This window comes from Salinifilum aidingensis (assembly GCF_054782015.1).
Genome location: NZ_BAAGTH010000002.1, coordinates 318,920 through 345,227 on the forward strand (window position 1 = coordinate 318,920; position 26,308 = coordinate 345,227).

Consider the following 26,308-nt stretch of genomic DNA (forward strand, 5'->3'; position numbering starts at 1 on the left):
CGACATTAGCTTTGCTTAATGCAGTGTAAGAAATTGAGCATTGCTGTAAAAGCTCGCTGTTGTCAGGGTCTGCGGCATCCAGCGCGGCGATGAGCGCCCGCTCGAACGAGGAAGGAAGGAACATCGTGCGGGTACCGGCGAGCCTGGTGCGTGGCGGGACGAGTAAGTGCTGGCTGTTCGACACCGCCGTGCTGCGCGGACGCATCGAGTTGGACCTGCCGAGGCTGGAGCGATTGCTGGTCAATGCCTACGACGCGGGCGATCCGGCGCACGTCGACGGCGTCGGCGGGGCCACCCCCACCACTGCCAAGGCCGCGTTCGTGCAGTCCAGCGACCAACCGGGAATCGACCTCGAATATCTCTTCGGGCAGGTCGGCATCGGCGTTGCGGGTGTCGAATGGGGCAGCAATTGCGGCAACTGCGCCACCGCCATCGCGCTGTGGGCGGTCGCTCGCGGTCTCGTCGCACCTGCCGGGGACAGGACCACGGTCGTGCTGCGCAACAGCAACACCGGAGCCGTGCTGGAAGCCGGCGTCGACACCACCGGCGGACAGGCCCACGAGTTCGGTGCCGAAACCGTGCCGGGCGCGCGAGCAGGTGGCGTCGGAGTGGGACTGACCTTCCTCAACTCCGCGGGAAGCACCACCGGCCGCGCGCTCCCGACCGGGAAAGCGGTGGAGGACCTGCTCGTCGACGAAGAGCCGGTACGGGTGAGCATGCTCGACGCCGGAGCGCCGATGGCGCTGGTCGACGCGGGCGCGCTCGGGCTGACCGGACGCGAGCCGCTCGCACGCGAACCTGTCGAACGACTGCGCCGGGTCCGTCGAGCAGCCGCAGAACGGATGGGGATCACTGGCGGTGACGCGATTCCGAAGGTCGGAATCGTGGGCAGTCCGCCGGCCGGGATGAGCGGGGTCGACATCTGCGTCCGCATGTTGTCCATGAACGCACCGCATCCCGCGATCGGCCTGACTTCGGCGGTCGGAGTCGCCACCGCGAACTCGTTGCCCGGATCGATCGTCGCGGCCCGCTCCACCGCCTGCGGCGCTTCGCACTTGCGGATCGGCACACCCGCCGGTGTCGTCGGCGCCGCATGCGCGGATTTCCGCGAGCGCCTGCCGCATCGAGTAACCGTGCAACGCGCGGCCCGGATCCTCTGCGATGCCGAACTCCGAGTTCCGGAACCGGTCGCTCGCTTCTGAACCACTTTTCAACCCGCATCCGTGCAGAACCTGGAGGAACGATGCAGTCCGGCGAGACGTTCGACGTTGTGGTCGTGGGGGGCGGCAACGCTGGTTTCAGCGCCGCGCACGCCGCGGCCGAACGCGGCAGACGAGTTTTGTTGGTGGAGAAGGGACGGCCCGGTGCATCCGGCGGCAACAGCTACTACACCGCGGGAGCATTCCGCATCGCTCATCGTGGTTTCGGCGAACTTGCCGATCTGCTCGACGGCGATGATCGGCACGCCGTGTCGATTCTGGATCCCTACACCGCGCAGGAGTTCACCACCGACATGGCGAAGGTGACCGGTGGGCGCAACGATCCGGCGCTGACCGACACGTTGGTCGGTGACAGCCAGGAGGCGCTGCGCTGGCTGCACGGCAAGGGACTGCGCTTCCGGCTGATGTACGAGCGTCAGGCCTACCCGGACGAGCAAGGGCGGCAGGTGTTCTGGGGCGGCCTCGCAGTCGGTAGCACCGGCGGCGGCAAAGGATTGATCGAACAGCACTCGCGGGCCGCGGAACAGGCCGGAGTGGACGTCCGCTACGGCGTGCGCGCACGAGAGCTGTTGCTGGACGGCGGCGCGGTGACTGGTCTGCGGTGGACCGACGGAGCTGGCCGGACTGGTGTGCTGCGCGCGGATTCCGTCGTGCTCGCGGCAGGCGGGTTCGAAGCCGACGCCGACCTCCGCGCGGAACACCTCGGCGACAGCTGGCGCAAGGCCAAGGTGCGCGGCACGCCGCACAACACCGGCGACATGCTGATCGCAGCGGTCGATGCGGGTGCGGCCACCTACGGTGACTGGACCACCTGCCACAGCGTCGCGTGGGACGCCTGGTGTTCGGACAATGAGAGCAATCGGGAGTTCACCAACCAGCTCACTCGCGGTGGTTACCCGCTCGGCATCGTGGTGAACTCGCGCGGCGAACGGTTCCTCGACGAAGGTGCCGATTTCCGCAACCTCACCTACGCCAAGTACGGCGCCGAGATCCTGCAGCAGCCGGGCGGGGTGGCCTTCCAGCTGTTCGATGCCACCACCCGCCCGCAACTGCGCACCGAGGAGTACGACATGACCGGCGCCTCGGTCGTCGCGGCGGACTCGGTGGAAGAACTCGCCGCGGGACTGGACGTGGACGCGGCCGCGCTGAAAAGCACCGTCGCCGACTTCAACGCCTCGATCGACCGCTCGATCCCGCTGGACATCGCAGCACTCGACGGGCGGTCCGCACGCGTGGAGCCGCCGAAGTCGAACTGGGCGATCCCGCTGGGGAGCGCACCGTACTACGGCTTTCCGGTGACCTGCGGCATCACGTTCACCTTCGGCGGCCTGCGCGCGGACACCCACGGGCGGGCGTTGAACGGGCTCGGCGAGCACCTGCCGGGTCTCTTCGTCTGCGGAGAAATGCTCGGCGGCCTCTTCAGCGGCAACTACCCCGGCGGCACCGGCCTCACCTCTGGTGCCGTGTTCGGACGCCGGGCCGGCTCCTTGGCTTGACCGGCTGCGCAGCCTCGATCGGCCACGGCGCGCCATCGCGGCGCATCCTTCCCCGAGGGCCGGCGTTCCCGGCCCGCACAACTGAGAACCGAGCTGGGACAACGATGTCTGAAATCCTTCCGCTAGCCGCGCTCGGCGTCATGTTCGTCGTCGCGACGTTACTGCCCATCAACATCGGAATTCTCGCGTTCATCGGCGCGTTCCTCGTCGGAACCTCATCGCTGAACCTGACCGAGGATGAGATCCTCGCAGGATTCCCGGCCTCGCTGTTCGTCACGATAGTGGGCGTCACCTACTTGTTCGCGGTGGCGCAGCGCAACGGCACCGTCGACCTGCTCGTGCGGGCCGGGGTGACGCTCGTGCGCGGCAAAGTCGCCCTGATCCCGTGGGTGCTCTTCGCGGTGTGCGGGATGCTGTCCGCGCTCGGCACCTTCCCCACCGCTGCCATCGCACTGCTCGTCCCCGTCGGGTTGACGATCGCGCAACGCCACGGCATGAGCCAACTGCTCATCGGCGCGGTGCTCGTGGCGGGCGCGCACGCCGGTTCGTTCTCCCCGATCGCGGTTTCCGGTGCGCTCGTGCTGGGCATGATCGAGCAGACGCCGCTGCACATCGCTCCGTCCGCGCTGCTCTTGGCCAGCTTCGCCTTCAACGTTCTGATCGCGGTCGTGAGCTTTCTGGCCCTGGGCGGCCACCGGCGGGCTGGAACTCGGGACTTCGCTTCGGAGCGCCAGGAGGAGACCGAAACGGCGACGACGGTCGACTGGCGGCAAGTGTTGACTCTCGCGACGCTGGTCTTGCTGGTGCTCGGCGCCTTGGTGTTCCAGCTGGAGATCGGTTTCCTCGCGCTGAGCGCCGGTGCCCTGCTCGCACTGGTCGACATCAACCGGCAGTCCCGGGCGATCGAGGGAATCAGCTGGTCCACGATCCTGCTGATCGGCGGAATGATCACCTACGTGGGGGTCCTGGAACAGGCGGGAACCATCGACGCGATCTCCCGCGGTGCGTCCCGCCTGGGTAGTCCCCTGCTGGTGGCATTGCTGCTGTGCCTCGTGGTGGCCGTGGTCTCCGCTTTCGCTTCATCGACCGCCATCCTCACCGCGATCATCCCGATCGCGGTTCCGCTGCTGCTATCCAGCGACCTCAGCACTGCGGGCCTGGTCGCCGCCCTGGCCGTGTCTGCCACGATCGTCGACACCTCCCCGTTCTCCAGCAACGGCGCACTCGTGCTGAGCAACGCCAACGGCTCGGACAGAACACGAATCTACCGGCAACTTCTCGGCTACACCGGCACCATCGTCGCGGTCGGACCGTTCTTCGCATGGGGGTTTTTGGTCGTACCCGGCGCTTTGTGACCAGCGCTACCCGAATCAGCACCGCGGTAGGCCGAACCAGGAGGCTTTCCGGGGGTGCAGCGGTGGGCGGCAGCGCGACCGAGTTGCTCCCGAGGTGCGCAACACCGACCGACGTCGAGGGGGCGAGGTGCAGTGGTTCTCGGTGGTGCTGCACCACCGAGCGATCGTGATCGTCCAGGTGCAGGTGCCCGAGGCATCAACGAGATCACCCGGGTGCCAGCGCTGCTGGCCCGTGCCGACCTGGCAGGCGTGGTGGTCACCGGCGAGGCCGCGCGCCCAGCACGCCACCGCCGCGCAGCAGATCCGCCGCGCGATCGACGACGGCACCCCCGGGCCCCGCGTCTCGGCACGTCTCGGTCCTGCTGCACCGCGACACGTCCTGCTACACCGCCGAAGCCTGGCGCGGCGCGTGGGCCACCGGCGGCGGAGGGGTCCTGATGACCCAGGCGGTGCACCACCTGGACCTGCTCCAGTGGTACATGGGCCGCGCGGTGGACGTCTTCGCCGCGCACGCCACCTTCGAGCGCGACGAGGCGATCGATGTCGAAGACGTCGTTGCCCACCGCGGTCGGACCGAACGCGTCCGCGCCCGACGCGGGATCGTCCCGGCCTGCGGCGGATTCCCCGCGAGCCCGCAGCTGCGCGCGCAGCACCTGCCCGCGGTGCTGCTGCGGCGCTACGTCGGCAGCGGGTACCTGCACCGCGGGCGGACTCCGCGCGAACTCGCGCTGTCCATCGGTGTGGATCCGGCCGGGTTGACCTTCGGCTACCTCGCGGCGCTGCACGCGGCGGGGCCACAACGGGCGGAGCATTGCCAACCCGGGGGTGCCGCGCAGGACTGAGCGCAAGCTGAAGCGTGCGCAGCGGGACCGCTATCCTTGTTGCTGTTCGAGGTGCTGCTTGGCGAGTTGGATCTCCGCGCGCACTTCGGGTTCGAGCCGACGCCGGAACAGCGGTTCGAGCAGCCAGCGCAGCGCGGGGGTGAACTGGAACTCGAGCGTGCGGATGAGGTGCGTGCCGCCCTCGACCTGGTGGCACTCGAAGCTGGCCTGGAACCGGGCCAGGGCATGCGCGAGTCGGTTGGCGGGCAGGGGGACCAGCCCGATGTCGATCCGCTCACCAGGGGTGAGCTGCGCATACTGCACAACTTTGGGCTGGCGCAGTCCCACGAGCTTCGGCCGGCAGGCGAACCGGACGACGTTCCCGTCGCGCTGGTGCCACAGCACGGGTCGAATCTTCTTGTCCACCCGGGCGTAGCGTTCGATATCCATGACCAGGGACAGGACCTGCTCCACGGAAGCATCGACCACCTCGTCGACCAGCACCCGGACCATGGTCCAGAGCGTATCGCTCGGCCGGGAACACGTCAGGCGGTGCACGCGACGCGCATCCGCTGCAGCTGGGCGTGCAGCTCAACGCAGCGACCGACGCAGCCGGTCAGAGCGCGCGGGCGAGCTGTCCGAGCTCGCCCGCCTCCCCGTGCTCCGCCCGCGGACCCCCCGCCGCGGGGTCTCGCTGCGCCAGCACGAGGCCGGCCTCGGTGCGGTCGCTTCACGGCCAGTTCAGATCGTGAACGCGCCGAGGGTCCAGTCCCCCACGGTGGCGTTCCGGTCGACGTCACCGGGTATCCCCGGCACGGTGCCGGAATTGCTGTGCTGGTGCAGGGCCAGTCGGGGGTGGCTCCACCCGGGATTTCCGGGGTCCCCGTTGTACCGAGCGACCCACAGGAGCACATCGTCCCCGGCCCACAGGTTCGGATCGATGATGTTCCGGAACCAGTTCAGGTTGGCGTAGACGAGCACCCCGGGCACACCGGTCGCCGCGCGCAATTGGCGGATGAACTCGGGGATGAACGCGTTCGGGTCGGTGATGTCGGTGTCCTCCATGTCCAGCATCGGCCACAGGTTTCCCGGCTCCTTCAGCCCGTGCTGACCCAACCACCACGCGAAGTGCCCCACCTGCGGGTCGATCCCGCCGGGACGGGCGAAGTGGTAGCCACCCGTGGCGATGCCGGCGCCCCGCGCCCCCGCCACATGCGCACCCGCCTGCTCATCGACCCATGCCCGACCTTCGGTCACCTTCATGCACGCGTAGGTGATGTTGTTACCCCGCACCGCGTGCCAATCGTCGACTTGGTTGTAGTGGCTGATGTCGATTCCGTAATCCACGTGGACCTCTCTGCTGTGCGCGGGGCGCGACGAGGGGCGCCCGGGCAAACCTAACGTGCCAGTCGGGCGCACCGCGATCGAATGTCGAGATCTCGCCAACAAGACCACCCCGGCCGTAGTCATATGACAGCCCGCGAGTGGTTCAGGGCGCGGGGCGAATCGTTCATCGACTCGCCGGGCTTTGCCGGTCTGAAATCCTGCCCAGGTGGAGTTGCGGCATCTCGAGGGGTTCGTGGCGGTCGCCGAGGAGTTGCACTTCGGCCGTGCTGCCGCGCGGCTGCACATGGCGCAGCCACCGTTGAGCCAGTACATCCGTCTGCTCGAGCGGGATCTCGGCGTCACGCTCTTCGAACGGAGCACGCGCTCGGTGCGCTTGACCGCAGCAGGAAGTTCACTGCTCGAGCCGGCACGGCGAGTGCTCGCGGAAGCGGCGGTCGCGCGGCGCACCGCGCAGGCTGCCGGCACCGGCGAAGTCGGGCGGGTGACGGTCGGTTTCGCCGGTGCGAGCAGCTACGACGCCCTGCCGCGCCTCACCCGCGCTGTCAGCTCCGAGCTGCCCGGTGTCGAACTCGTGCTCCGCGGGCAGACGTATTCAGGTGAAGCGCTGAGCCGGATCGGCGACGGAACGCTGGACCTGGGATTCGTCGCGCTGCCGACGCGGGGCGGGGTCTCCTCGCGGGTGGTGCGGGTGGAGCGGCTGGTGATCGCCCTGCCCGACACGCATCCCCTCGCGGACCGATCCAGCATCGGCTTGGCGGAACTCGCGCACGAGCGCTTCGTCTCCTTCCCGGCCTCGCGCGGCTCGGCCGTGCGCGACGCGACGATGCAGGCGTGCTTCAACGCCGGTTTCACCCCGTTGATCACGCAGGAAGCCCCGGACGCGTACAACCTGCTGACCGTCGTCGGGGCCGGGGTCGGTGTCGCGCTCGTGGTCAGCTCGGCGCAGAACATCCGCATGGAGCACGTGGTCTTCCGGCCGGTCAGCGGGGAGGTGCCGACCATGTCCATCGCACTGGCGTGGCGTTCCGACAACCCGTCGGCAGCGTTGCGGTCCGTGCTGGAGGTGGCGGAGACCGCGCTGCCGACACCTGCGGATTATGAGTGATCCGGTATCGCCGAGGCGCGGTATTCATCTTGGACAGCTCATAGTCTCCGCTGCCACGGTGATCCGCATCCCGTGGTGCTGGGCACGCCGCTCCTCGCATGGCGGGACAATCCGCCCCGCCCGAGAGGAGTGCCTCGTGTCGCAGGGAAGCTCCATCAGAGCTGGTGAAGCTCGCGCACCAGGCCGCGAGGCCCGCAAAGCGGGGATCACCGCCTTCGTGGGTACCACGGTCGAGTGGTTCGACTTCTACATCTACGGTTCCGCGTCCGCGCTCGCGGGGGATTGCCATGGGCGGGGAATGGGGCGGAGCTGTCCTCATCGCCACCGAGTACGCCCCGCCGGGCAAGAAGATCCTCTGCGGGGCGTTCGCGCAGCAGGGCTCGCCCGTCGGAAACCTGCTGGCCACGCTGGCCTTCGTGGCCATCGCGTGGCTGCCCGACGAGGCGTTCATGTCGTGGGGCTGGCGCCTGCCGTTCCTCGCCTCGGCGGTGCTCGTGTTCGTCGGCCTGTTCATCCGGCTGCGGCTGGACGAAACCCCGGAGATGCAGCAAGTCCTCGACAGCAAGCGCGAGTCGACACTGCCGATCAAGGAGGTGCTGGGGCGGTACCCCCTGCTGGTCGCCCTCGGTGTCGGCGCCGGGGTGGCCGGCGTGTCCATCACCTACGTCAAGACCACGTTCGCCTTGTCGTGGGCCACGACCGAGCTGGACTTCACCCGCTCGAGCTTCCTCGCGGTCATCGCGATCGCCCTCGTGGTCCAAGTGCTGGTGCAGCCCCTCGGGGCCGTCCTGGCCAGTCGGATCAACCTGAAGCGAGCGATCCTCGCCATGCTGCTTCCCGAAATCGTGCTGCTGCCAGTGATGTTCGTTCTGATCAACACAGGATCGCTGCTGTGGGCGAGCATCGGGATGGCCGTGGCCACGTTCCCGCACGCGATGTACTACTCGGCGATGGCGGGGCTCTTGTCCCAGGTGTTCCCAGTAGGTGTCCGCTACACCGGCATGTCGCTGTGCTACCAGCTGTGCACCTCCCTCTTCGCCGGGACCGCCCCCGTCATCGCGCAGTTCCTGCTCGCGCGCACCGGTTCGATCTGGCCGGTCGTGGCGCTCGGCGCGGGCTACGTCGCACTGACGGTGCTCTGCGTGTTCGCGCTGATCCGCCGCAGCAGCTGGAACCAGATGGCCCCTGCCGCGCGGCCGGTTCCGGCCGGGTCCCCCCTCGTCGAGTTGATCGGAGGACACCGCATGAACTTCGCGGAGCGCGATCCCGCACTGCCCCGCCTGCTCGACCGCGTGCTCTCCCGGGAAGATCGCGCGCGCATCGGTCCGGTGCTGACCGAGATCGGGGCGCTGGCCGCCGGTGAGCTGGACGAGCTCGCCGCCACCGCGGACGCCAATCCGCCGCGGCTGCGCCAGTACGGCCCCGGTGGGGAGCGCATCGACGAGGTCGACTTCCACCCCGCCTACACCCGGATGATGCGGATGGCGTTCGAGCGGTTCGGGCTTGCGGCGATGTCGCACCGCGCGGGCGTGCTGGGGTGGCCGACGACGGTGCCGCACACGGTGAAGTACGCGCTGTCGTACGTCTTCGTCCAAGCCGAGTTCGGGCTGGCCTGTCCGCTGTCGATGACCGACTCCGCCGCCCGGGTCCTGCGCATGTTCGACCCGGAGACCTTCGCGGCCGAGATCGCGGCGCTGAGCTCCCCGGACGTGGACGACCTCGCCACGGGGGCGATGTTCATGACCGAAAAACAAGGTGGCACCGACATCGCCCGGACCAGCACCGAAGCCACAGACCACGGGACGCACTGGACGCTGCGCGGGCACAAGTGGTTCGCCTCGAACGTGTCGGCCGACGTCGTTCTCACCCTGGCGCGCGTGCCCGGCCAAGGCGAGGGCACACGGGGACTCGGGATGTTCCTCGTCCCGCGGCTCCGCCCGGACGGCAGCCGCAACAGCTACCGCATCGACCGGCTCAAGGACAAGCTCGGGGCCCGGTCGATGGCCAGCGGCGAGGTCACCCTCGACGACGCCTACGCGCGCCCGGTCGGCACGCTGACGCAGGGCTTCCACCAGATGGCCGAGATGCTCAACGTGTCGCGGCTGTCCAACGCGATGCGTTCGGCGGCGCTCATGCGCCGCGCCGTGCTCGAATCGGTCGAGCACACCCGCCAGCGGGTCGTGTTCGGCACGAGGTTGTTCGACCAGCCGCTGATGCGGGCGACCCTGCTGCCCATGCTCCTCGACGCCGAGGCGGCCCTGGGCCTGGTGCTCGAATCCGCCGCGCGCCTGGACGAGGCCGATGCCGGTGACGCCGAGGCCCGCCGGCTCGTCCGCGTGCTCACGCCACTGGCGAAGTACACCGTGTGCAAGCAGGCCCGCTCGGTGACCGGCGAGGCCATGGAGATCCGCGGTGGCAACGGCTACATCGAGGACTGGGTCAACCCCAGGCTCGTGCGCGACGCGCACCTGGGCTCGATCTGGGAAGGATCGTCCAACGTCATCGCGCTGGACGTCCTGCGGTGCGTGCGCCAGGACTCGGCCCACCACCTGCTCGCGGACACCTACCTGCAACGCCTCCGAGCCATCGATGCGGCGCAGCTCAAAACTGCGGTGCACACCGCGATCCAACGCTGGGAAGACCTGCGGTTGGAGGGCGAGCAACTGCTCGCGCACCCCCGCCAGCACCAGCAAGCGCGCATCGCTGACTACGCCGAGGCCCTGGCGCGGGCCGTCATGGCCGCGCTGCTGCTGGAACAGGCCGCCCACGACACCGCGGTCGGGCACGGTCAGCGCACGGCAGTCGTCGCCGCCGCCTACGTCGAACGGCTCCTCGGGGCCTCCACGACGCCGGCGCACGAGCGGGCGCTCGCGTACCTGGACGAGCTGGTCGACGGCAGCGATGTTCCACCGGCCGAATGATGCACCGACCGGTAACCACGCACATCAGCTCCGAGGTGTGAGGAGAACATGAGCTCGCCAACATCCACCACCGCCGCCCCGCTGCGGGGGCTCCGCGTCGTCGACCTCTCCAAGATCCTGGCGGGTCCGCACGTGACCATGTCGCTGACCGGGGAGCCCGACGGTCCACCCGTCAAGGCCGGATACGCGATGGCTGATCTCAGCGCAGCCCTGTTCGGCACGATCGGCGTGCTGTCCGCCCTGGTCGAGCGGTCGAGCACCCCGTCGCGGGCCCGTTGCGACAAGTCGGCTTTCCCGTGAACTACCGCGGGCAGCGACCAACCGTGCGCACCGCGCCGCCGAGCCTCGGACAGCACAACGAAGAAGTGCTCCGCGAACTGGGCTGCGACGACAGCGCCCAGCGCCTCGGGTCGGCGAGCCAGTGAGGTGGCCGCTGCGAACGACCGGGGCAGCACCGCCACGAACCCGGTCCTTCGCAGCGATCGCCGGTGTCGAGGAGGCGGTTCCGGAGGCCGTCGTGCGCCGCTCCGTTCCCCCGCAGGCGGTCTTCGTCAACCGGACGCTCCCCACCCGGCCAGGGCATCGGCGAGCTCGTGCAGTGCTGCGGTGATCGTGGTTGCTTCGAGCTCGGTCAGCGTGTTGGTGTAGGTCATGGGAGGAAGCAGGAGCCGCAGGTGGTGCCCCCCGTAGGGCGCGATGCACACGCGCCAGCGGCGGGTACGAGCGGTCCAGGACGCGGTGCACGCCGCCAGGTCGACGGTGCGGACGAGTTCGGCGAGGGCGGGACCGGACAGCCGGTCGGCGATCTCGTCCGGGAACGCCCCTCCCCGCCCGAGCTCTTTCCACCAGTGCGCCTTCCGGCGTGCGCCCCGGACGCGCAGCTCGAGGGTGCAGTCCTCGCCGGGTCCGGACGCGCCGTCAACCGAGGTGGCGACGTGCAGCTGGTGGATCCGGAGCAGGAGCTGCTTGCGCGTGCGGTAGGCGAGCCGGACGTCCCCGTCGCGCCCCGTCATGCGCACTCCGCTGCCGCTGCGGTCCACAACGGACATGCCGGATCTCCGGAACGGGAGCGACTGCTGGTGCAGCGAGTGCGCAGCGGGAGCGTCGAGGGGCCCGGAGGGGAGGAAAGCCGCATCCGCCGCTCGCCCGGATGGCGGGGTCATGACCGCGCTCCACGTGCCGGTTCCTGCGCGTCCCGGGAGACGGGATCCGAACCCACCAGCGGCGTGGGCGTGAAGAACGGGACCTTCTTGACGAGTTTGAGCCAGATGAAGGCGTAGCCGAGGATCACCGCGGTGCAGCAGGCGGCCCCGAGCCAGACGGTCGCGCGCATCTCGGCGTCGGGGTGGATGCCAACGATCATCCCGAGGCACGCTGCGATGCCGATGATCTGCGGCAGGGGGTACAGCGGTGCGCGGAAGGATCGGTGGGCGTCGGGATAGCGGTGGCGGAGGACGATGACGTCGACCTGCGCGAGGATGTAGGAGGCCAGCCACATCACGGTGGCCACCAGCACGAGGGTGAGGACGGCGTCGTTGCCGGCGATGGTCACCAGCGAGGCGATGATGATGCCGGACACGGCGAGCACCGAGACCCACGGGGTGTGGAACCGGGGGTGCACCCAGGCGAACGCTCGCGGCAGCATCCCCCTGCGGGCCAGGCCGTAGAGCATCCGCGGCACCGCGGCGAGGATCGCCGAGACCGAACTCGCCGACGCCAGGATGGTCGCAGCGGTGAGCACGACCAGACCGGTAGGTCCTGCGATGGCTTCGGCGATCAGCAGGTGCGGGGTCTCCGAGTTCGCCAGCTCCCCCAGCCCCACGTAGCGCATCCCGGCGAAACCGAACAGCATGTCCACCAGGTAGACGAGGACCACTCCGCCGATCATGGCGCGCGGGATGATGCGCCCGGGATTGCGGATCTCCTCGCTCATGGGGCAGACGAATTCGATCCCGATGAACAGGTACGCCCCGATCGCGACGAGCTGCACGACTCCGGACCAGCCGGCGGGATTGAACGGGACCGGTTCGGCGGTGGGAGCGTTCCCGGCCTCCAGCAGGCCCACCAGGCCGAAGCCGATGAGCGCGAGGATCATGACGCCGGTGACCACCATCTGGGCGCGGCCGAACGATTTCACGCCGACGAGGTTGATGACGGTGAACAGCGCGGTGAGCGCCACGGCGAACGACGTCGGCGGGATGCCGGTGGCGAGTTGGTGGGCGGCGAGGCCGGAAACCATGAGTTCGGCCGGTTCGACCGTGGCCACGAGCACGATGTAGCCGGCCAGCACACCGAAGATCGCCGGCCCGCGGCCCAGCGCCGGAGCGGTGTAGTCACCGATCATCCCCGCTCCGGGGATGAGGGTGGCCAGTTCGGAGTAGGAGAACGCGATCAGCGTCGTGATGACCAGCGCGGCCAGGCCGGCCAGGGCGAAAGCCGGCCCGCCGAGCCCGAAGCCGTTGCCCAGCGAGGTGAGCGTGGTCGAAGCGACGACGAGTCCGATGCCGGTGACCAGGGCGCTCCAGAAGCCGAGGGTGCGCTGCAGGGTGGGGGCGCTCATGGGCGGCCGACCTTTCAGGCGAGTCCTGGTGCTTGGTTCCCGGAGTTCCCTCCGGGGATGACCTCGGTGCTGCGGGCGAGACCGCCGTGGCGGCCGGCCTCGCCCGCGGGGTGCTGCTCAGACGTGCACCGCTCCGGACGCGTCGGTGCGTTCGAGGACGTGGCGCAGGGCCGCCGCGATGCGGTCGGCCTCGCCGCGGTCCAGTGTCAGGGCCGGCGACAGAACGATCCCTCGTGCGGAGTCGCGCACGATCACGCCGTGCTCGCGGCGCACCGCGTCGGCCACGGCTCCCGGATCGGGCAGCGGGGCGCGACTGGTGGTGTCGGTGACCAGTTCGATGCCGAGCAACATGCCGACGCCGCGCACTTCGCCGACGACCGGCACGTCGTCGAGTTCCGCGGCGATCTTCCCCGTGAGGTAGGCGCCGATTTCGCTCGCGCGGGCGAGGAGCCGCTCGCGCTCGATGATGTCGAGGTTGGCCTGGGCGACCGCGCAGGCCGTCGGGTGGCCGTTGTAGGTGTATCCCATGGGAAAGCCCTCCCGACCGAGTGTTTCGGCGATGTGGTCGCCGACGAGGACGGCGCCGAGCGGGAGGTAGCCGGATGTGATGCCCTTGGCCGTGATGATGATGTCGGGCCGCACCCCGAAGTGTTCCGCGGCGAACCAGTGGCCTGTGCGGCCGTAGGCGGTGACGACCTCGTCGAAGATCAGCAGGATCCCGTGCCGCCGCAGCACTTCCTGCACCCGTGGCCAGTAGTCGTCCGGGGGGACCACCATGCCGGCCACGCCCATGATCGGCTCGCCGATCATGGCTGCGATGTTGTCCGCGCCGATCTCCGCGATGGTGTTCTCGAGCTCGCGGATGCACACGTCGGTGCAGTCGTCCTCGCCGAACAGGTCGGTGCGGTAGGGCCACGGCGGGTTCAGGTGCGCCACGTTCGGCAGCATCGGTCCGAAACCGTCGTGGTAGAGCGGGAATCCGGTCGCGGAACCTCCGCCGTAGGCGACGCCGTGGTAGGCGCGGTGCCGGCCCAGGATCCACGTGCGGTCGGTCTCCCCCCGGCGGTGGTGGTGGAACCGCGCCATCTTCAGAGCCGCTTCGACCCCCTCGGAGCCCCCGCTGGTGAAGTACACGTGGTTGAGCGGCTCGGGCGCGAGCCCCGCGAGGCGTTCGGCGAGTTCGATGGCGCGGTTGTTGGAGAATTCCCAGAAGCTGGTGAAGTACTCCAACTCCCGCATCTGCGCGGCGGCGACCTCGGCCAGCTCCTCGCGGCCGTGGCCGATCTGGGCCAGCCAGAGACCGCCGGTGGCGTCGAGGTATTCGCGCCCGTCGCAGTCCCAGAGCTGCGAACCGCTCCCCTTGGTCATGACGACTCGTTCGGTCGTGGCGTCCGGCAGGTACGGGTGGATGAGGTGGGCCCGGTCGCTCTCGACCAGCTCGCTGCTGTCGAGGCGCGCGGGTGCGGCGGTGTCGGCAGTGGTCATGTCGAAGCCCTTCCGTCGTGGGGTCAGTGCTTGATCCAGGTGGTCTTGAGACCGGTGAACTTGTCCAGTGCGTGCAGCGAGAGGTCGCGGCCGTATCCGGACTGGCCGAAGCCGCCGAACGGCGTTTGCGCGCTGAGCGCGTCGACCGTGTTGACGGAGACGGTTCCGGCCCGCAGCGCGTCCGAGACGCGCAGCGAGCGGCCCAGGTCGTCGGTCCACACCGAGGCGGCCAGCCCGTACTGGCTGTCGTTGGCCAGCTCGAGGGCCTGCTGCTCGCTGTCGAACGCGGTCGCGCACAGCACGGGCCCGAAGATCTCTTCGCGTTCGACGCGGCTGCCGGGCTCGACATCGGCGAACACGGTCGGTTCCACGAAGCAGCCCGCTCCGGCGAGTCGCTCACCTCCCGTGAGCAGGTGGGCGGTGCGCTTGCCCTCGTCGAGGAAGTCGATGACGCGGCGGGTGTGGTTCTCGTCGACGAGCGCGCCCATCCGGCTCGCCGGGTCGAGCGGGTCGCCCGGGCTGTACTCCCCCGCTCGTTCGACGATCCGGGCGAGGAGGTCGTCTTCGATCTCGCGTGCGACGAGCAGGCGCGAGTTCGCCGAGCACACCTCTCCCTGGTTGGTGAAGATGCCGGCGCAGGCGGCCTCGGCGGCCGCGTCGAGGTCGGCGCAATCGGCGAAGACGAGGTTCGGGCTCTTGCCGCCGCACTCGGGCCAGACCTGCTTGAGGTTCGACTGGGCGGCGTACTGCAGGAACTGCTTGCCCACCTGCGTGGAGCCGGTGAAGGCGATGCAGTCGACGTCGGGGTGCAGTCCGAGGGCCTTGCCCGTGGCCTCGCCGAGGCCGGGCACGACGTTGAGGACGCCGTCGGGAAGCCCGGCTTCGGCGGCGAGTTCGGCCAGTCGCAGCGCGGACAGCGGGGACTGCTCGGCTGGCTTGAGCACCACCGAGTTGCCCGCAGCCAGGGCCGGGGCGAGTTTCCAAGCGGCCATGTCCAACGGGAAGTTCCAGGGCACGACCGCGCCCACGACACCGAGCGGCACGCGGTTGATCAGGGCCAGGTCACCCGGTGCGGTCGGCGCGATCTCGCCGTAGGACTTGTCCAACGCCTCGCCGTACCACCGAAACAGCTCGGCGGCGAAGGGGACGTCGATCCCGTGCGCGTCGGTGACGAGTTTTCCCATGTCCAACGAGTCGAGCAGCGCCAGTTCTGCACCGTGCTCGGTGATGAGTTCGGCCAGGCGCAGCAGGACGCGCTTGCGCTCGGCCGGGGCGGCTCGCGACCACCGGCCGGAGTCGAAGCGGCGGCGCGCCGCGGCCACCGCGGCGTCGACGTCGTCGTGCCCGCACGCGGCGACGTCGGCGAGCTCGTCACCCGTGGCCGGGTTGATCGAGGGGAACGTGCGTCCGGATGCGGCGGGAACGGGTTCGCCGTCGATGACGGCGTCGGTGCGAGGGCGTATCCGGGCGGCCAGCCCGACCCAATGCTCATGAGTCAGCGCGGACATCGGTCTCCTTGTGAAGATCGCCTGACGACGGATCAAGTGTGCTCCGCATCACTTGCCGTGTTTGAACAGCGATTCAACTCCTGAGCTCCCGCGCATGTCAACGGAGCGAATTGAGATTGCCAAAATTGAATCAGCGCATCAATAATGTTGGGCATGACACGGTCGAAGAAGCACCGGACGCGTCGCGAGCAGCTCATCGGCGCCACCTCGCGGGCCATCACCGAGCGGGGTCGGGACAACCTGCGCATCCGGGACATCGCGGCGCAGGCGGGGGTGTCGCCGGGCTCGGTGCTCTACCACTACCCCGAGCTGGACGAGCTCATGTTCGACGTCCACCGCAGCGTGGTCGAGCGCTTCTACCAACGGCGACTGGCCATCGTGGAATCGGTGGAGTCGGCGGGGCACAAGCTGGTGGCGAGCATCGACTCGGGGCTGCCGGCCGGACGTGATGACGAGGTGACCCGCGTGCTCTACGAGATGCACGACCTGGCCGACCGCAGCTCGACGCACGCGGCGCTGATGACCAGCCTCTACGACCGGGAGGTGGCCCTGTACTCCACGGTGCTGGAAACGGGGCGGGCCAGCGGGGAGTTCGTCCTCACCCGACCGCTGCGCGAGGTGGTGCACACCCTGGTCGCGCTGGAGGACGGGCTCGGGCTGCACCTGTTGAGCAACAACACGTCGGTCGACCTGGAGCACGCTAGGGGCTTGCTGACCGCCTACGCCGGACAGGCCACCGGTTGCGCGCTGCCCGCGGGAGCAACCGGCGATCGGCTCGTGGAGGACTGACCGAGCACGTCCGCGGACTCCCCCACTCGAATCCAGATGCGGAGGTCGCTCCAACCATGTCCGTCGACTTCACCCTCGTCCAGCTGCGCTACTTCGTCGTCGCCGCTGAGTGCGGCTCGATGACGGCGGCCGCGGACAAGCTGCGCATCGCCCAGTCGGCAGTCTCCTCGGCCACCACCAACCTCGAGCACGAACTGCGCGTCCAACTGTTCATCCGGCACCGGGCCCGGGGCTTGACCCTCACGTCAGCCGGTGAGCGCCTGCTGCACCAGGCCCGCGACCTCCTGACCCGCGCTCGCGACGTTGAAGCAGAAGCCCGCGGCAGCGGCGGTTCGCTGACGGGACCGGTGACGCTCGGGTGCTTCGTGACGCTCGCGCCGTACTACCTGCCCGCCCTGTTCTCCGCCTGCAACAACCACTACCCGGACATCGAGCTGGACGTGGTGGAAGCCGAGGCCGAGCACCTGCACCAATCGCTGCGCACCGGCGGCATCGACTTCGCGCTCACCTACGACCTGAGCACGTCAACGGACACCGATCTGCACCGCGAGGCGATCGACCACGCCCCGGCGCACGTCATCGTCCCGGCAGACCACCGCCTGGCGGACCGCACCGCGGTCGATCTCGCCGACCTGGCGCCGGATCCGATGGTGCTGCTCGACCTTCCCCACAGCCGGGACTACTTCCGCGCGCTCGTGGCGGCCTCGGGCACCGCCCCCGACGTGCGCTACCGCAGCCAGAGCTACGAGACCGTGCGCTCCCTGGTCGCCCGGGGGCTCGGCTACTCCGTCCTCAACCAGCGGCCGCGGACCAGCCAGACCTACGGCGGCGGGGAGGTCGTGGCGCTCGACCTGCACGGCGAGCACCCTCCGCTGGAGGTGACGATCACCGTCGTGGACGGTGTGCGCCAGACCGCGCGCGCTCAGGCCGTCATGGAGCTCCTGCGCGGGAGGTTCCGGGGCTGAGGCGACGCACGGCAGGCCTCAGCGGCGGAGCCGGCGGGGACGAGCTCCCGGCCGGTGGGCGCTCCTGCTGACTCCCCGTCCCGTCGTCGCGGATCGTGACGCCGCCCCGCGCGGAGGCAGCCCCTGTCCCGGAACCGCTGAGCTGTCCGCTGCTCGCCCGCTCACGAGCACCGGGCCGCACGGGGGCGCCGACAATTCATCAGTTTTCCCGATCCGCCGCAACGAAAACATCTGTTGGACGAATCCCCGGCTCCCGGGACAGGCTGACCTGCATGGATCCCGCCGCCCGAGTCGAAGTCGCGAGCGCAGCGAAGCGACACCACCGCGCCGCACCCCGCGGCGCCCCACCCCGCGGCAACGCCGAAGAACCCTCCCGCGAACCGGTGTGCACCGCTCCCCCGAGCCCCGATGAACGCGGAGGACGCCGATGCCCCTGAGTTCCCGCCCCCGGCACACCGCTCCGAGCGACGCCGGGCACCGCACGGAGCACGACATGCTCGGCGACATCGACGTGCCGGCGGACGCCTACTACGGGGCGCACACCGCTCGCGCGCTGGCCAACTTCCCCCTCACCGGGGAGACGCTCGCCGCGCGTCCCCACCTCATCAGCGCCCTGGCGGCGGTGAAGCGCGCCGCGGCCAGCGCCAATTCCGAAGTCGGCGCCTTGGACGAGGCGCTCGCCCGGGCGATCGCGGACGCCTGCGCCGAAATCCAGGACGGCGCGCTCCGCGACCAGTTCGTGGTCGACCTCGTCCAGGGCGGGGCCGGCACGTCGACCAACATGAACGCCAACGAGGTGATCGCCAACCGCGCGCTGGAGCTGCTCGGACACGCCCGCGGGGAACACTCCGCTCTGCACCCCCTCGACCACGTCAACCTCGGCCAGAGCACCAACGACGTCTACCCGACCGCGGTGAAGCTGGCACTGGACGCGCACATCGCGGAACTGCTCGCCGCCCTGGCCGGTCTGCGCGCGGCCTTCGAGGCCAAATCCGCCGATTTCGCCGACGTGCTGAAGATGGGCCGCACCCAGTTGCAGGATGCCGTCCCCGTGACGCTGGGGCAGGAGTTCGGCGCGTTCGCCGCCACCACCGCCGAGGAGGAGCAGCGGCTGGCCGAGGCCCGATCGCTGCTGCACGAGCTCAACCTCGGCGGCACGGCGATCGGCACCGGCCTCAACGCCCGCGCGGGCTACCGGGAACGGGCGGTGGAGCACCTGCGGCTCCTGACGGGCGTTCCGACGCTCGTGTCCGCACCCGACCTCGTCGAGTCCACGCAGGACGCCGGGGTCTTCGTGCAGCTGTCCGGCGCGCTCAAGCGGGCCGCCGTGAAACTGTCCAAGATCTGCAACGACCTGCGTCTGCTGTCCTCCGGCCCGCAGGCCGGTCTGGGCGAGATCGACCTGCCTGCGCGGCAGGCCGGATCGTCCATCATGCCCGGCAAGGTCAACCCGGTGATCCCCGAAGCGGTCAACCAGATCGCCTTCGAGGTCATCGGCAACGACGTGACCGTCACGCTCGCCGCTGAAGGCGGCCAGCTCCAGCTCAACGCCTTCGAACCGATCATCTACCGGAGCCTGGGCGCCGGCCTCGACCACCTCACCGCCGGAATCGGCGTCCTCACCGAACACTGCGTGCGCGGCATCACCGCCAACCGGCACCGGCTCGCGGAGACCGTGGCCGCCTCCACCGGGCTGGTCACCGCGCTCGGCCCCGCGCTCGGCCACGAGACGGCCTGCGCCCTCGCGCTGGAGGCGCATCACACCGGCAGGAGCGCGCTCGACCTGATACGCGAGCGCGAGCTGCTGACCGAGGCGGAACTCCGCACGCTCACCAGCCCCGCCGCCCTGACCGGCCTGTCCTCGCCCTGAGGCACGGGTGCCGGGGCTCCCGCAGACCCCGGCTTCTCCACCCATCCGCACGAGGAGGTGCGCATGCTCACCACCAACAGCGGCGTCACGACGACGCGGGGCGAGCGGACCAGCGACGTCGTCGCACTGCGCCGAAGCGTCGTTGCGGGAGCCGTCGGCGTGTTCGTCCACTGGTTCGACTGGGCCGCGTACGCCTACCTCGCCAGCACCGTCGCGACCGTCTTCTTCCCGGCCGGGAACAGCACGACCGGATTGCTCGCCGTGTTCGGCGTCTTCGCCGTGTCGTTCGGCATCCGGCCGATCGGTGCGATGGTGTTCGGACCGCTCGGCGACAGGATCGGCCGCAAGCGGACCCTCTCGCTGGTCATCTTCATGATGTCCGGGGCGACCCTCACGATCGGCCTGCTTCCCGGCTACGCGTCGATCGGGGTCGCCGCCCCTGCGCTCCTGGTGCTCCTGCGGCTGGTGCAGGGCTTCGCCGCGGGCGGCGAGTTCGGCAGTGCGGCGAGCTTCCTCGCCGAGAGCGCCCCGCGGCGCCGTCGCGGATTCGGCGTCAGCTGGCTGGAAGTCGGCTCCCTGCTGGGCTTCCTCACCGGTTCCTTCGTCTTCTTCCTGCTGTCCGCGGGACTCGACGACGGCCAGCTCACCTCCTGGGGCTGGCGCATCCCCTTCCTCATCTCCGCACCGCTCGGCGTCATCGGCGTCGTGATCCGCAACAAGATCGAGGACACGCCGGAGTACCGGGCGCTCGAAGTCAACGACACCGTCCCGCGCAGTCCCGTGCGGGACATGCTCCGCTCCAACAAGCGGCAACTGCTCCAGGCTTCGGGCCTCATGGTGGCCATGCACGTGCCCTTCTACATGGTGCTGACGTACCTGGTCACCTACCAGACCGACCACCTGGGGCACTCGGCCGACAACGCAGCGCTTCTGTCCACTGTGATCTCGCTGCTGGGACTGGTGCTGGTTCCGGTCTTCGGCCTCCTGTCCGACCGCGTGGGGCGCAAACCCGTCTTCGTCGGCACCAACGCGGCCCTGCTGGTGCTCGCCACTCCGGCGTTCCTCCTCATGCGGACCGGACTGCTCGGAACCTGGGTCGCCAGCTTGCTGCTCGGCGTGCTCCTCGCGGCGATCCTCGGCACCCACGCGGTGTGGTCGGCGGAGGCCTTCCCCACCCGCACCCGCCAGAGCGGCCTGTCCCTCGGCTACAACCTCACCGCTGCCCTGTTCGCCGGCACGGTCCTGTACGCGATGACCGTGCTCATCGCCGCGACCGGAAGCACGTTGGTGCCCGGCCCGTACGTGATGGTGTTCGCCGCGGTGGGCCTCGTCGCCGCCCTGTCGCTCCGGGAGACCGCCGGCTGCGCCCTGCTGCACCCCGAGGACGTCGCCGACGCGCCTCCCCGCTGAAGGCGAGGGGTCATCGAAAAAATCGAACCGGAATAGCAACAACATCTGTTGGACGGAAAAGCAGCTGTGCCCGAGGATTTCCAGTGCGGAAGCACAGCCGACTCGGCACCGAGACGGGCTACCGCACGAGTGGAGGTTGGAATGTCGAGCGAAGAGACCGAAGTGGTCGTCGTCGGGGCCGGCCAGGCCGGGGTGGCGATGAGCGAGCACCTGGGATCCTGCGGCGTACCGCACATCGTCCTGGAGCGGCACCGCATCGCCGAGCGGTGGCGTTCGGAGCGGTGGGACTCCCTGGTCGCGAACGGCCCCGCGTGGCACGACCGCTTCCCCGGCCTGGAGTTCTCCGGCGTCGCAGCCGACGCCTTCGCGTCGAAGGACGAGATCGCGGACTACTTCGCCGCGTACGCGGAGAAGATCGACGCCCCCGTCCGGTGCGGTGTCGAGGTGACTTCGGTGCGGAAGAACGCCGGTCGTCCCGGATTCCGGGTCGAAACGTCGGAGGGGAGCATCGACGCGCGCTTCGTCGTGACAGCGACCGGACCGTTCCAGCGACCGGTGATCCCGCCGATCGTCCCGGACAGCGACGCCGCCGTGCAGATCCACTCCAGCGGGTACCGCAACCCCGAGCAGCTGCCGGAGGGCGCGGTCCTCGTCGTCGGTGCCGGCTCCTCGGGGGTCCAGATAGCCGACGAGCTGCGCCGGTCCGGTCGCCGCGTCTTCCTCTCGGTCGGCCCCCACGAGCGCCCTCCGCGCGAGTACCGCGGACGCGACTTCTGCTGGTGGCTCGGCGTGCTCGGCCTCTGGGACGCGGAAACGCCTCCCCAGGGCGCCGAACACGTGACCATCGCCGTCAGCGGTGCCCGCGGTGGACAGACCGTGGACTTCCGCGCCCTGGCCGACGCGGGCATCGAACTCGTCGGCATGACGGCGTCCTACGACAACGGCACGCTGCGCTTCGCGCCGGACCTCGGCACGAACATCGCGCTCGGGGACGCCAAGTACCTCGAGCTCCTGCGGGCGGCGGACGAATACGTCGAACGCAACGGACTCGACCTCCCCGAAGAGCCGGAAGCGCACGTGCTCGGTCCGAACCCGGAGTGCGTGACCGACCCCCTGCTCGAGCTCGACCTGGCCGAGGCCGGCGTCACCTCGATCGTCTGGGCGACAGGTTTCGCCAACGACTACAGCTGGCTGCAGGTCGACGCGTTCGACGAGGACGGCAAGCCGAACCACCGCCGCGGCGTGTCCTCCGAGCCCGGCGTCTACTTCCTGGGACTGCCTTGGCTGTCCCGCCGCGGATCGAGCTTCATCTGGGGCGTCTGGCACGACGCGCGGCACATCGCCGACCACATCTCGACCCAGCGCGCCTACCTCGCCCACGACGCCGCCGAGCGGGCCGTCGTCGGGTCGGCCACCCGCGAGAACTGAGGAGTTGAGGAGCAGACGATGACCTCCACGAGTGAGGGCCGCCAGGCGAAAGCACCCATCACCGCCGGTGGGCACACGCGGATCAGGCCTTTCAACACCAGCGACACCTACCCGGAGCAGAACCTCGACAACGACCTGTGCCAGGCCGTCGTCGCGGGCAACACCGTCTACGTGCGGGGCCAGATCGGGCAGGACCTCGACACCAGCGAGTCCGTCGGCATCGGCGACGTAGGCGCCCAGGCGGAACGGGCGATGGCGAACATCGACCTGCTGCTGGGAGAAGCAGGCGCTCGCATGGAGCACCTGGTCAAGCTGACCACTTACCTCGTCGACCCGCGTTACCGCGAGACCGTATACCGCACCATCGGGCGCTGGACCCGAGGAGTGCACCCCGTTTCCACCGGGCTCGTGGTCTCCGCGCTCGCCAGGCCCGAGTGGCTCGTCGAGATCGATGCCGTCGCCGTTGTTCCGGAGGGTGAGCAGTGACTTTCTCCGTACTGGCCACCGACGGCCACGGTGCCGTGGGAATGGCCGTGACCTCCTCCAGCCCGGCCGTGGCCGCCCGGTGCATCCACCTGCGCGCCGGGGTGGGCGGCGTGGCGTCGCAGAACGTCACCGATCCGCGACTCGGCACCGCGCTCCTGGACGAGCTGGAGAGCGGCAGCGACGCGCGCAGCGCGCTGGACGCAGTGGTCCAGGACCGCGACCTGATCGAGCACCGCCAGCTCACCGCCCTCGGGCTGAGCGGCGAGGGCGCCGCGTACTCCGGAGCCGAGTCCCTCGGCGTGCACCACGACCGCGTCGGCACGCGCGTCGTCGCCGCCGGGAACATGCTCTCCTCGCCCGGGGTCGTCGACGCGATCGTGGAGTCCTTCGAGGATTCGACGGGCGAGCTCGAGGAACGGTTGCTCTCCGGCCTCTCCGCCGGGCTGTCCGCCGGAGGGGAGGCCGGCCCGGTGCACTCCGCCGGGCTCGCCGTCACCCGCGAGGTGCCGTGGTGCGAGACCGACCTGCGGATCGACTGGGGCGAGGCGCCCATCGCCGACCTGCGGTCCCTCCTCGACATCTGGCTGCCCCAGCGCGACGACTACGTGACTCGCGCGCTCAACCCCGCCTCCGCACCGGCGTACGGCGTCCCCGGGGACGAGTGATGGGCGACGACGTGGCTGAGCAGCACCTCGATGCGGCGAAGGAACGTGCGGCCCGCACCGTGGCCGCGGACGCCGAACGGCTCATCGGGCTCTCCGAGCAGCTCCACGCCCACCCGGAGACGGCGTGGCAGGAGCACCGCTCGGCACGCTGGGTGGCGGAGGGCCTCGAGGAGGCCGGGTTCGCGGTCACACCGGCCTACCTCGGGCTCGACACCGCGTTCCTCGCGACCTGCGGCAGCGGTCCCTTCCGCCTCGGGCTCTGCGCGGAGTACGACGCCCTGCCCGGCCTCGGGCACGCCTGCGGGCACAACCTGATCGCGGCGATCGCCGTGGGCGCGGCACGGGCCCTGGCCCCGCTGGCGGACACCGCGGGGCTCACGATCGAGGTGTACGGCACCCCCGCCGAGGAGGGCGGGGGCGGCAAGATCGAGCTGCTGGAGCGCGGGGCGTTCGCCGGGCTGGACCTGGCCATGATGGCGCACCCCGCCCCCGTCGACGTCGCGGAGGCGGAGCCGTTCGCGGTATCGCACTCCCACGTTTCCTTCCAGGGCAGGGCGGCCCACGCCGCGGCCTACCCCGAGCACGGCGTGAACGCCGCCGACGCCTTCACCATCGCCCAGGTCGCGATCGGGTTGCTGAGGCAGCAGTTGCCACCCTCGGTCCGGGTCCACGGCGTGATGACCAACGGCGGGGAGGCGCCGAACGCGATCCCCGCCCGCACCGACGGCCGGTGGTACGTCCGGGCCGGGAGCCTGGAGCAGCTGGACGCCACCGAGCAGAAGGTTCGGCGCTGCTTCGAGGCGGGCGCCCTGGCCACCGGGAGTTCCCTCGAGTTCACGCCGGAAAGCAAGCCCTACGCCGAGTTCAGCAACTACCGGCCGGCGCTCGACGCCTACATCCGCAACGCCGGGCGGCTCGGCCGCACTTCCGACCGCAACTCCCCGGGAGGGCGGATGAACCGCGCATCCACCGACATGGGCAACGTCTCCCAGGTGGTGCCCGCGATCCACCCCTACGTCGGGATCGGCTCGCTCCCGGCGTTGAACCACCAACCCGAGTTCGCCGCCCACTGCGTCGGAGGTGGCGCCGAGAAAGCCCTTCTGGACGCCGCCACCGCGCTCGCGTGGACGGCCCTCGACGTCGCCGCGGGTGGCGAGGCCCCCCGATGACATCGCGCCCCGTGGGAGGTGCTCTCAGGAAGGAGGGTGGATGCCGTACCGCGCGATCTTGCGGTAGATGGTCGCTCGGCTCGTGCCGAGGACGTCGGCGGCGCGGGTGACAGTGGTTCCCGGAGTGGCGGGGCAGCGAGCGATCTCGTCGCGTTCGACGGTTCCGATCCGGGTCAGCGTCCGTGCCGAACCCGGCTTCCTGTGGTTCACTTGGTCCCGCAGCATCGAGGATCCCACCGAGTACGCGCTGCTCGAGTCCTACCGCGACCAGCAGGCCGGAGTTGAACACGTGCAGTCCGCGCACTTCAGGGCTGCCCAGCGGGCGTTGCCGCCGTACCTGGCCGAGACCCCGCGGGTGGTGAACACGGCGGTCGACCAGGACGACTGGCCCCCGCTGGGCGAGATGTCCGTGCAGGACCACGCATGACCACGTTCAACGAATTCGGAGGAATCATGGCCGTCCAAGAAGGACCCCCGCGGACCGCGCTCGTCACGGGGGCTGCCAGGGGCATCGGTCGGAGCATCGCCCTGCGACTGGCCGCCGACGGTCTCGACGTGGCCCTCAACGACGTCGAGGCCAACGAGGAGCAGCTCCAGGGCGTCGCGGACGAGATCGCGTCCACGGGCAGGCGGTCGATGACGGTGACAGCCGACGTCTCCGACCGGGAAGCGGTCCGGAACATGGTCGAGCGCGTGGCCACCGACCTGGGCCCGCTCAACGTCATGGTGGCCAACGCGGGCATCGCCAACGTGAAACCGCTGCTGGAGATCACCCCCGAGGAGTTCGACCACCTGATGTCGATCAACCTCCGCGGGGTGTACCTGTGCTACACGGCGGCAGCGAGGCAGATGATCAGCCAAGGCACCGGCGGCAAGATCATCGGTGCGGCCTCGATCGTGGCCTACCGGCCGTTCCCCCTGCTCGGGACCTACTCGGCCTCCAAGTGGGGTGTTCGCGGCCTCACCCAAGCGGCCGCGATGGAATGGGCGCAGCACGGCATCACCGTGAACGCCTATTGCCCGGGCATCGTCGGCACGGCGATGTGGGACCACATCGACGAGAAGCTGGCGGAGAACGAAGGGCTGCGCAAGGGCGCGGCGATCGAGAAGTACTCGGAACTGATCCATCTCGGCCGGGTCTCAGTGCCCGAAGACGTGGCCAAGTTCGTCTCCTACCTCGCCTCCGCGGACTCCGATTACATGACCGGCCAGTCCGTGATGATCGACGGCGGCATCCAGTTCTCCTGAACCACCGCGGACCGCACCTTCCACTGCGGTGGTACTCCGGAGGCGGAACGTGGGCCGCGACCGCACCGAGGAACACCCCGAAGCCGCCGACGAGGTACGCGCAGCAGTACGCACCGTGCTGTCCCGGACCGAGGTCCGCGCCCGACATCGCCGGCCAGGACGTCGCCAATCCCATCGCGATGATGCTCTCCAGCGGCATGCTGCTGGAATGGCTGGCCGGCCGCCGCGAAGACGAGGACCTGCACCGAGCGGCAGCGCTGCTGGACTCGGGCGTCGCGCGCACGGTCGCGACCGGAACCTGCACACCGGCCATGGGCGGCTCCACCGGAACCGCCGCGTTCGCCGAGGCGGTCGCCAACGCCATCCGCACCGAGGTGGTGGTATGACCGGTCCGCTCGTGGCCTTCGGCGTGATGGTGGACGCCCGGCCGTTCGCTCCGATCCCGAGAGCGGCCGGTGGC

25 protein-coding genes are annotated in these 26,308 nt (G+C 69.8%); 18 read left to right on the plus strand and 7 right to left on the minus strand.

Features of this window, described 5'->3' with window-relative positions:
* Positions 1–89: 89 nt before the first annotated feature.
* The 4 genes from ACYVJE_RS04505 to ACYVJE_RS04520 all read left to right on the plus strand — a co-directional run bounded on the left by ACYVJE_RS04505 (position 90) and on the right by ACYVJE_RS04520 (position 4,913).
* Positions 90–1,202: a PrpF domain-containing protein gene (locus ACYVJE_RS04505; protein ID WP_461143402.1), complete on the plus strand. Its 1,113-nt coding sequence runs from the start codon at positions 90–92 to the stop codon at positions 1,200–1,202.
* The gene (gene tcuA, locus ACYVJE_RS04510; protein WP_461143403.1) at positions 1,094–2,716 is read left to right on the plus strand and encodes an FAD-dependent tricarballylate dehydrogenase TcuA; all 1,623 of its coding nucleotides are present in this window, start codon (positions 1,094–1,096) and stop codon (positions 2,714–2,716) included. Before ACYVJE_RS04505 ends, tcuA begins: the two co-directional genes overlap by 109 nt.
* A 104-nt stretch (positions 2,717–2,820) precedes the next feature.
* Positions 2,821–4,071 (plus strand): SLC13 family permease, encoded by a 1,251-nt coding sequence (locus ACYVJE_RS04515; RefSeq protein ID WP_461143534.1) that lies wholly within the window; start codon positions 2,821–2,823, stop codon positions 4,069–4,071.
* A 362-nt stretch (positions 4,072–4,433) separates the two neighbouring features.
* Positions 4,434–4,913: a Gfo/Idh/MocA family protein gene (locus ACYVJE_RS04520; protein ID WP_461143535.1), complete on the plus strand. Its 480-nt coding sequence runs from the start codon at positions 4,434–4,436 to the stop codon at positions 4,911–4,913.
* Positions 4,914–4,943: 30 nt separating this feature from the next.
* On the opposite strand, the gene ACYVJE_RS04525 is transcribed toward ACYVJE_RS04520, so the two are convergent.
* Together ACYVJE_RS04525 and ACYVJE_RS04530 are read right to left on the minus strand one after the other, a co-directional pair.
* Positions 4,944–5,405: an SRPBCC family protein gene (locus ACYVJE_RS04525; RefSeq protein WP_459159593.1), complete on the minus strand. Its 462-nt coding sequence runs from the start codon at positions 5,403–5,405 to the stop codon at positions 4,944–4,946.
* Between the two features lie 228 nt (positions 5,406–5,633).
* A complete protein-coding gene (locus ACYVJE_RS04530; RefSeq protein WP_461143404.1) occupies positions 5,634–6,239 on the minus strand; it encodes a glycoside hydrolase family 25 protein in 606 nt (201 codons plus the stop codon).
* A 205-nt stretch (positions 6,240–6,444) separates the two neighbouring features.
* On the opposite strand from ACYVJE_RS04530, the gene ACYVJE_RS04535 reads away from it, so the two are divergent.
* The 3 genes from ACYVJE_RS04535 (at position 6,445) to ACYVJE_RS04545 (ending at position 10,565) form a co-directional block, all read left to right on the plus strand.
* Positions 6,445–7,344 carry a LysR family transcriptional regulator gene (locus ACYVJE_RS04535; RefSeq protein ID WP_461143405.1) on the plus strand — a complete coding sequence of 300 codons (900 nt, stop codon included), beginning with the start codon at positions 6,445–6,447 and terminating at the stop codon, positions 7,342–7,344.
* 287 nt (positions 7,345–7,631) lie between these two features.
* Entirely contained in the window at positions 7,632–10,265 is a 2,634-nt protein-coding gene (locus tag ACYVJE_RS04540; RefSeq protein ID WP_461143406.1) for an MFS transporter, read from the plus strand.
* A gap of 48 nt (positions 10,266–10,313) precedes the next feature.
* Positions 10,314–10,565, plus strand: coding sequence for a CoA transferase (locus ACYVJE_RS04545; protein ID WP_461143407.1), 252 nt, complete (start codon positions 10,314–10,316; stop codon positions 10,563–10,565).
* Between the two features lie 251 nt (positions 10,566–10,816).
* Here the strand turns inward: ACYVJE_RS04545 and ACYVJE_RS04550 are convergent, their stop codons facing one another.
* The 4 genes from ACYVJE_RS04550 to ACYVJE_RS04565 form a co-directional block, all read right to left on the minus strand.
* Positions 10,817–11,314 (minus strand): DUF3156 family protein, encoded by a 498-nt coding sequence (locus tag ACYVJE_RS04550; RefSeq protein ID WP_461143408.1) that lies wholly within the window; start codon positions 11,312–11,314, stop codon positions 10,817–10,819.
* 110 nt (positions 11,315–11,424) lie between these two features.
* Complete coding sequence (locus ACYVJE_RS04555; RefSeq protein WP_461143409.1) at positions 11,425–12,825, minus strand: APC family permease; 1,401 nt, start codon at positions 12,823–12,825, stop codon at positions 11,425–11,427.
* Between the two features lie 117 nt (positions 12,826–12,942).
* A complete protein-coding gene (locus ACYVJE_RS04560; protein WP_461143410.1) occupies positions 12,943–14,310 on the minus strand; it encodes an aminotransferase family protein in 1,368 nt (455 codons plus the stop codon).
* A 23-nt stretch (positions 14,311–14,333) separates the two neighbouring features.
* Complete coding sequence (locus ACYVJE_RS04565) at positions 14,334–15,818, minus strand: aldehyde dehydrogenase (RefSeq protein ID WP_461143411.1); 1,485 nt, start codon at positions 15,816–15,818, stop codon at positions 14,334–14,336.
* A 153-nt stretch (positions 15,819–15,971) separates the two neighbouring features.
* Between ACYVJE_RS04565 and ACYVJE_RS04570 the strand changes: the two genes are divergently transcribed.
* The 8 genes from ACYVJE_RS04570 (at position 15,972) to ACYVJE_RS04605 (ending at position 24,600) form a co-directional block, all read left to right on the plus strand.
* Positions 15,972–16,607 (plus strand): TetR/AcrR family transcriptional regulator, encoded by a 636-nt coding sequence (locus tag ACYVJE_RS04570; RefSeq protein ID WP_461143412.1) that lies wholly within the window; start codon positions 15,972–15,974, stop codon positions 16,605–16,607.
* Positions 16,608–16,663: 56 nt separating this feature from the next.
* Positions 16,664–17,572 (plus strand): LysR family transcriptional regulator, encoded by a 909-nt coding sequence (locus ACYVJE_RS04575; RefSeq protein ID WP_461143413.1) that lies wholly within the window; start codon positions 16,664–16,666, stop codon positions 17,570–17,572.
* Between the two features lie 427 nt (positions 17,573–17,999).
* Complete coding sequence (locus ACYVJE_RS04580; protein WP_461143414.1) at positions 18,000–19,442, plus strand: aspartate ammonia-lyase; 1,443 nt, start codon at positions 18,000–18,002, stop codon at positions 19,440–19,442.
* A gap of 63 nt (positions 19,443–19,505) precedes the next feature.
* Positions 19,506–20,852, plus strand: coding sequence for an MFS transporter (locus ACYVJE_RS04585; protein WP_461143415.1), 1,347 nt, complete (start codon positions 19,506–19,508; stop codon positions 20,850–20,852).
* Between the two features lie 141 nt (positions 20,853–20,993).
* Positions 20,994–22,280 carry a flavin-containing monooxygenase gene (locus ACYVJE_RS04590; RefSeq protein WP_461143416.1) on the plus strand — a complete coding sequence of 429 codons (1,287 nt, stop codon included), beginning with the start codon at positions 20,994–20,996 and terminating at the stop codon, positions 22,278–22,280.
* An 18-nt stretch (positions 22,281–22,298) separates the two neighbouring features.
* Positions 22,299–22,766 carry a RidA family protein gene (locus ACYVJE_RS04595; RefSeq protein ID WP_459159582.1) on the plus strand — a complete coding sequence of 156 codons (468 nt, stop codon included), beginning with the start codon at positions 22,299–22,301 and terminating at the stop codon, positions 22,764–22,766.
* Complete coding sequence (locus ACYVJE_RS04600) at positions 22,763–23,431, plus strand: DUF1028 domain-containing protein (protein WP_461143417.1); 669 nt, start codon at positions 22,763–22,765, stop codon at positions 23,429–23,431. Before ACYVJE_RS04595 ends, ACYVJE_RS04600 begins: the two co-directional genes overlap by 4 nt.
* The gene (locus ACYVJE_RS04605) at positions 23,431–24,600 is read left to right on the plus strand and encodes an amidohydrolase (RefSeq protein ID WP_461143418.1); all 1,170 of its coding nucleotides are present in this window, start codon (positions 23,431–23,433) and stop codon (positions 24,598–24,600) included. The genes ACYVJE_RS04600 and ACYVJE_RS04605 overlap by 1 nt, the downstream gene beginning before the upstream one ends.
* Positions 24,601–24,624: 24 nt before the next feature.
* Here ACYVJE_RS04605 and ACYVJE_RS04610 read toward each other — a convergent pair whose 3' ends face one another.
* Positions 24,625–24,810 (minus strand): helix-turn-helix domain-containing protein, encoded by a 186-nt coding sequence (locus ACYVJE_RS04610; RefSeq protein ID WP_461143419.1) that lies wholly within the window; start codon positions 24,808–24,810, stop codon positions 24,625–24,627.
* Here ACYVJE_RS04610 and ACYVJE_RS04615 point away from each other — a divergent pair.
* From ACYVJE_RS04615 to ACYVJE_RS04625, 3 genes are all read left to right on the plus strand, one after another.
* Entirely contained in the window at positions 24,725–25,027 is a 303-nt protein-coding gene (locus ACYVJE_RS04615; protein WP_461143420.1) for a putative quinol monooxygenase, read from the plus strand. The genes ACYVJE_RS04610 and ACYVJE_RS04615 overlap by 86 nt on opposite strands.
* The gene (locus ACYVJE_RS04620; RefSeq protein WP_461143421.1) at positions 25,024–25,848 is read left to right on the plus strand and encodes an acetoin reductase; all 825 of its coding nucleotides are present in this window, start codon (positions 25,024–25,026) and stop codon (positions 25,846–25,848) included. The genes ACYVJE_RS04615 and ACYVJE_RS04620 overlap by 4 nt, the downstream gene beginning before the upstream one ends.
* 146 nt (positions 25,849–25,994) lie before the next feature.
* The gene (locus tag ACYVJE_RS04625) at positions 25,995–26,234 is read left to right on the plus strand and encodes an isocitrate/isopropylmalate family dehydrogenase (RefSeq protein ID WP_461143536.1); all 240 of its coding nucleotides are present in this window, start codon (positions 25,995–25,997) and stop codon (positions 26,232–26,234) included.
* The last annotated feature ends 74 nt before the right edge of the window (positions 26,235–26,308 follow it).

Coding starts and splice junctions, on each gene's coding strand:
- ACYVJE_RS04505 (WP_461143402.1), top strand. CDS start 90: ATGAGCGCCCGCTCGAACGAGGAAGGAAGGAACATCGTGCGGGTACCG.
- tcuA (WP_461143403.1), top strand. CDS start 1,094: ATGCGCGGATTTCCGCGAGCGCCTGCCGCATCGAGTAACCGTGCAACG.
- ACYVJE_RS04515 (WP_461143534.1), top strand. CDS start 2,821: ATGTCTGAAATCCTTCCGCTAGCCGCGCTCGGCGTCATGTTCGTCGTC.
- ACYVJE_RS04525 (WP_459159593.1), bottom strand. CDS start 5,405: ATGGTCCGGGTGCTGGTCGACGAGGTGGTCGATGCTTCCGTGGAGCAG.
- ACYVJE_RS04540 (WP_461143406.1), top strand. CDS start 7,632: ATGGGCGGGGAATGGGGCGGAGCTGTCCTCATCGCCACCGAGTACGCC.
- ACYVJE_RS04545 (WP_461143407.1), top strand. CDS start 10,314: ATGAGCTCGCCAACATCCACCACCGCCGCCCCGCTGCGGGGGCTCCGC.
- ACYVJE_RS04550 (WP_461143408.1), bottom strand. CDS start 11,314: ATGTCCGTTGTGGACCGCAGCGGCAGCGGAGTGCGCATGACGGGGCGC.
- ACYVJE_RS04555 (WP_461143409.1), bottom strand. CDS start 12,825: ATGAGCGCCCCCACCCTGCAGCGCACCCTCGGCTTCTGGAGCGCCCTG.
- ACYVJE_RS04560 (WP_461143410.1), bottom strand. CDS start 14,310: ATGACCACTGCCGACACCGCCGCACCCGCGCGCCTCGACAGCAGCGAG.
- ACYVJE_RS04565 (WP_461143411.1), bottom strand. CDS start 15,818: ATGTCCGCGCTGACTCATGAGCATTGGGTCGGGCTGGCCGCCCGGATA.
- ACYVJE_RS04570 (WP_461143412.1), top strand. CDS start 15,972: ATGACACGGTCGAAGAAGCACCGGACGCGTCGCGAGCAGCTCATCGGC.
- ACYVJE_RS04575 (WP_461143413.1), top strand. CDS start 16,664: ATGTCCGTCGACTTCACCCTCGTCCAGCTGCGCTACTTCGTCGTCGCC.
- ACYVJE_RS04580 (WP_461143414.1), top strand. CDS start 18,000: ATGCCCCTGAGTTCCCGCCCCCGGCACACCGCTCCGAGCGACGCCGGG.
- ACYVJE_RS04585 (WP_461143415.1), top strand. CDS start 19,506: ATGCTCACCACCAACAGCGGCGTCACGACGACGCGGGGCGAGCGGACC.
- ACYVJE_RS04590 (WP_461143416.1), top strand. CDS start 20,994: ATGTCGAGCGAAGAGACCGAAGTGGTCGTCGTCGGGGCCGGCCAGGCC.
- ACYVJE_RS04595 (WP_459159582.1), top strand. CDS start 22,299: ATGACCTCCACGAGTGAGGGCCGCCAGGCGAAAGCACCCATCACCGCC.
- ACYVJE_RS04605 (WP_461143418.1), top strand. CDS start 23,431: ATGGGCGACGACGTGGCTGAGCAGCACCTCGATGCGGCGAAGGAACGT.
- ACYVJE_RS04620 (WP_461143421.1), top strand. CDS start 25,024: ATGACCACGTTCAACGAATTCGGAGGAATCATGGCCGTCCAAGAAGGA.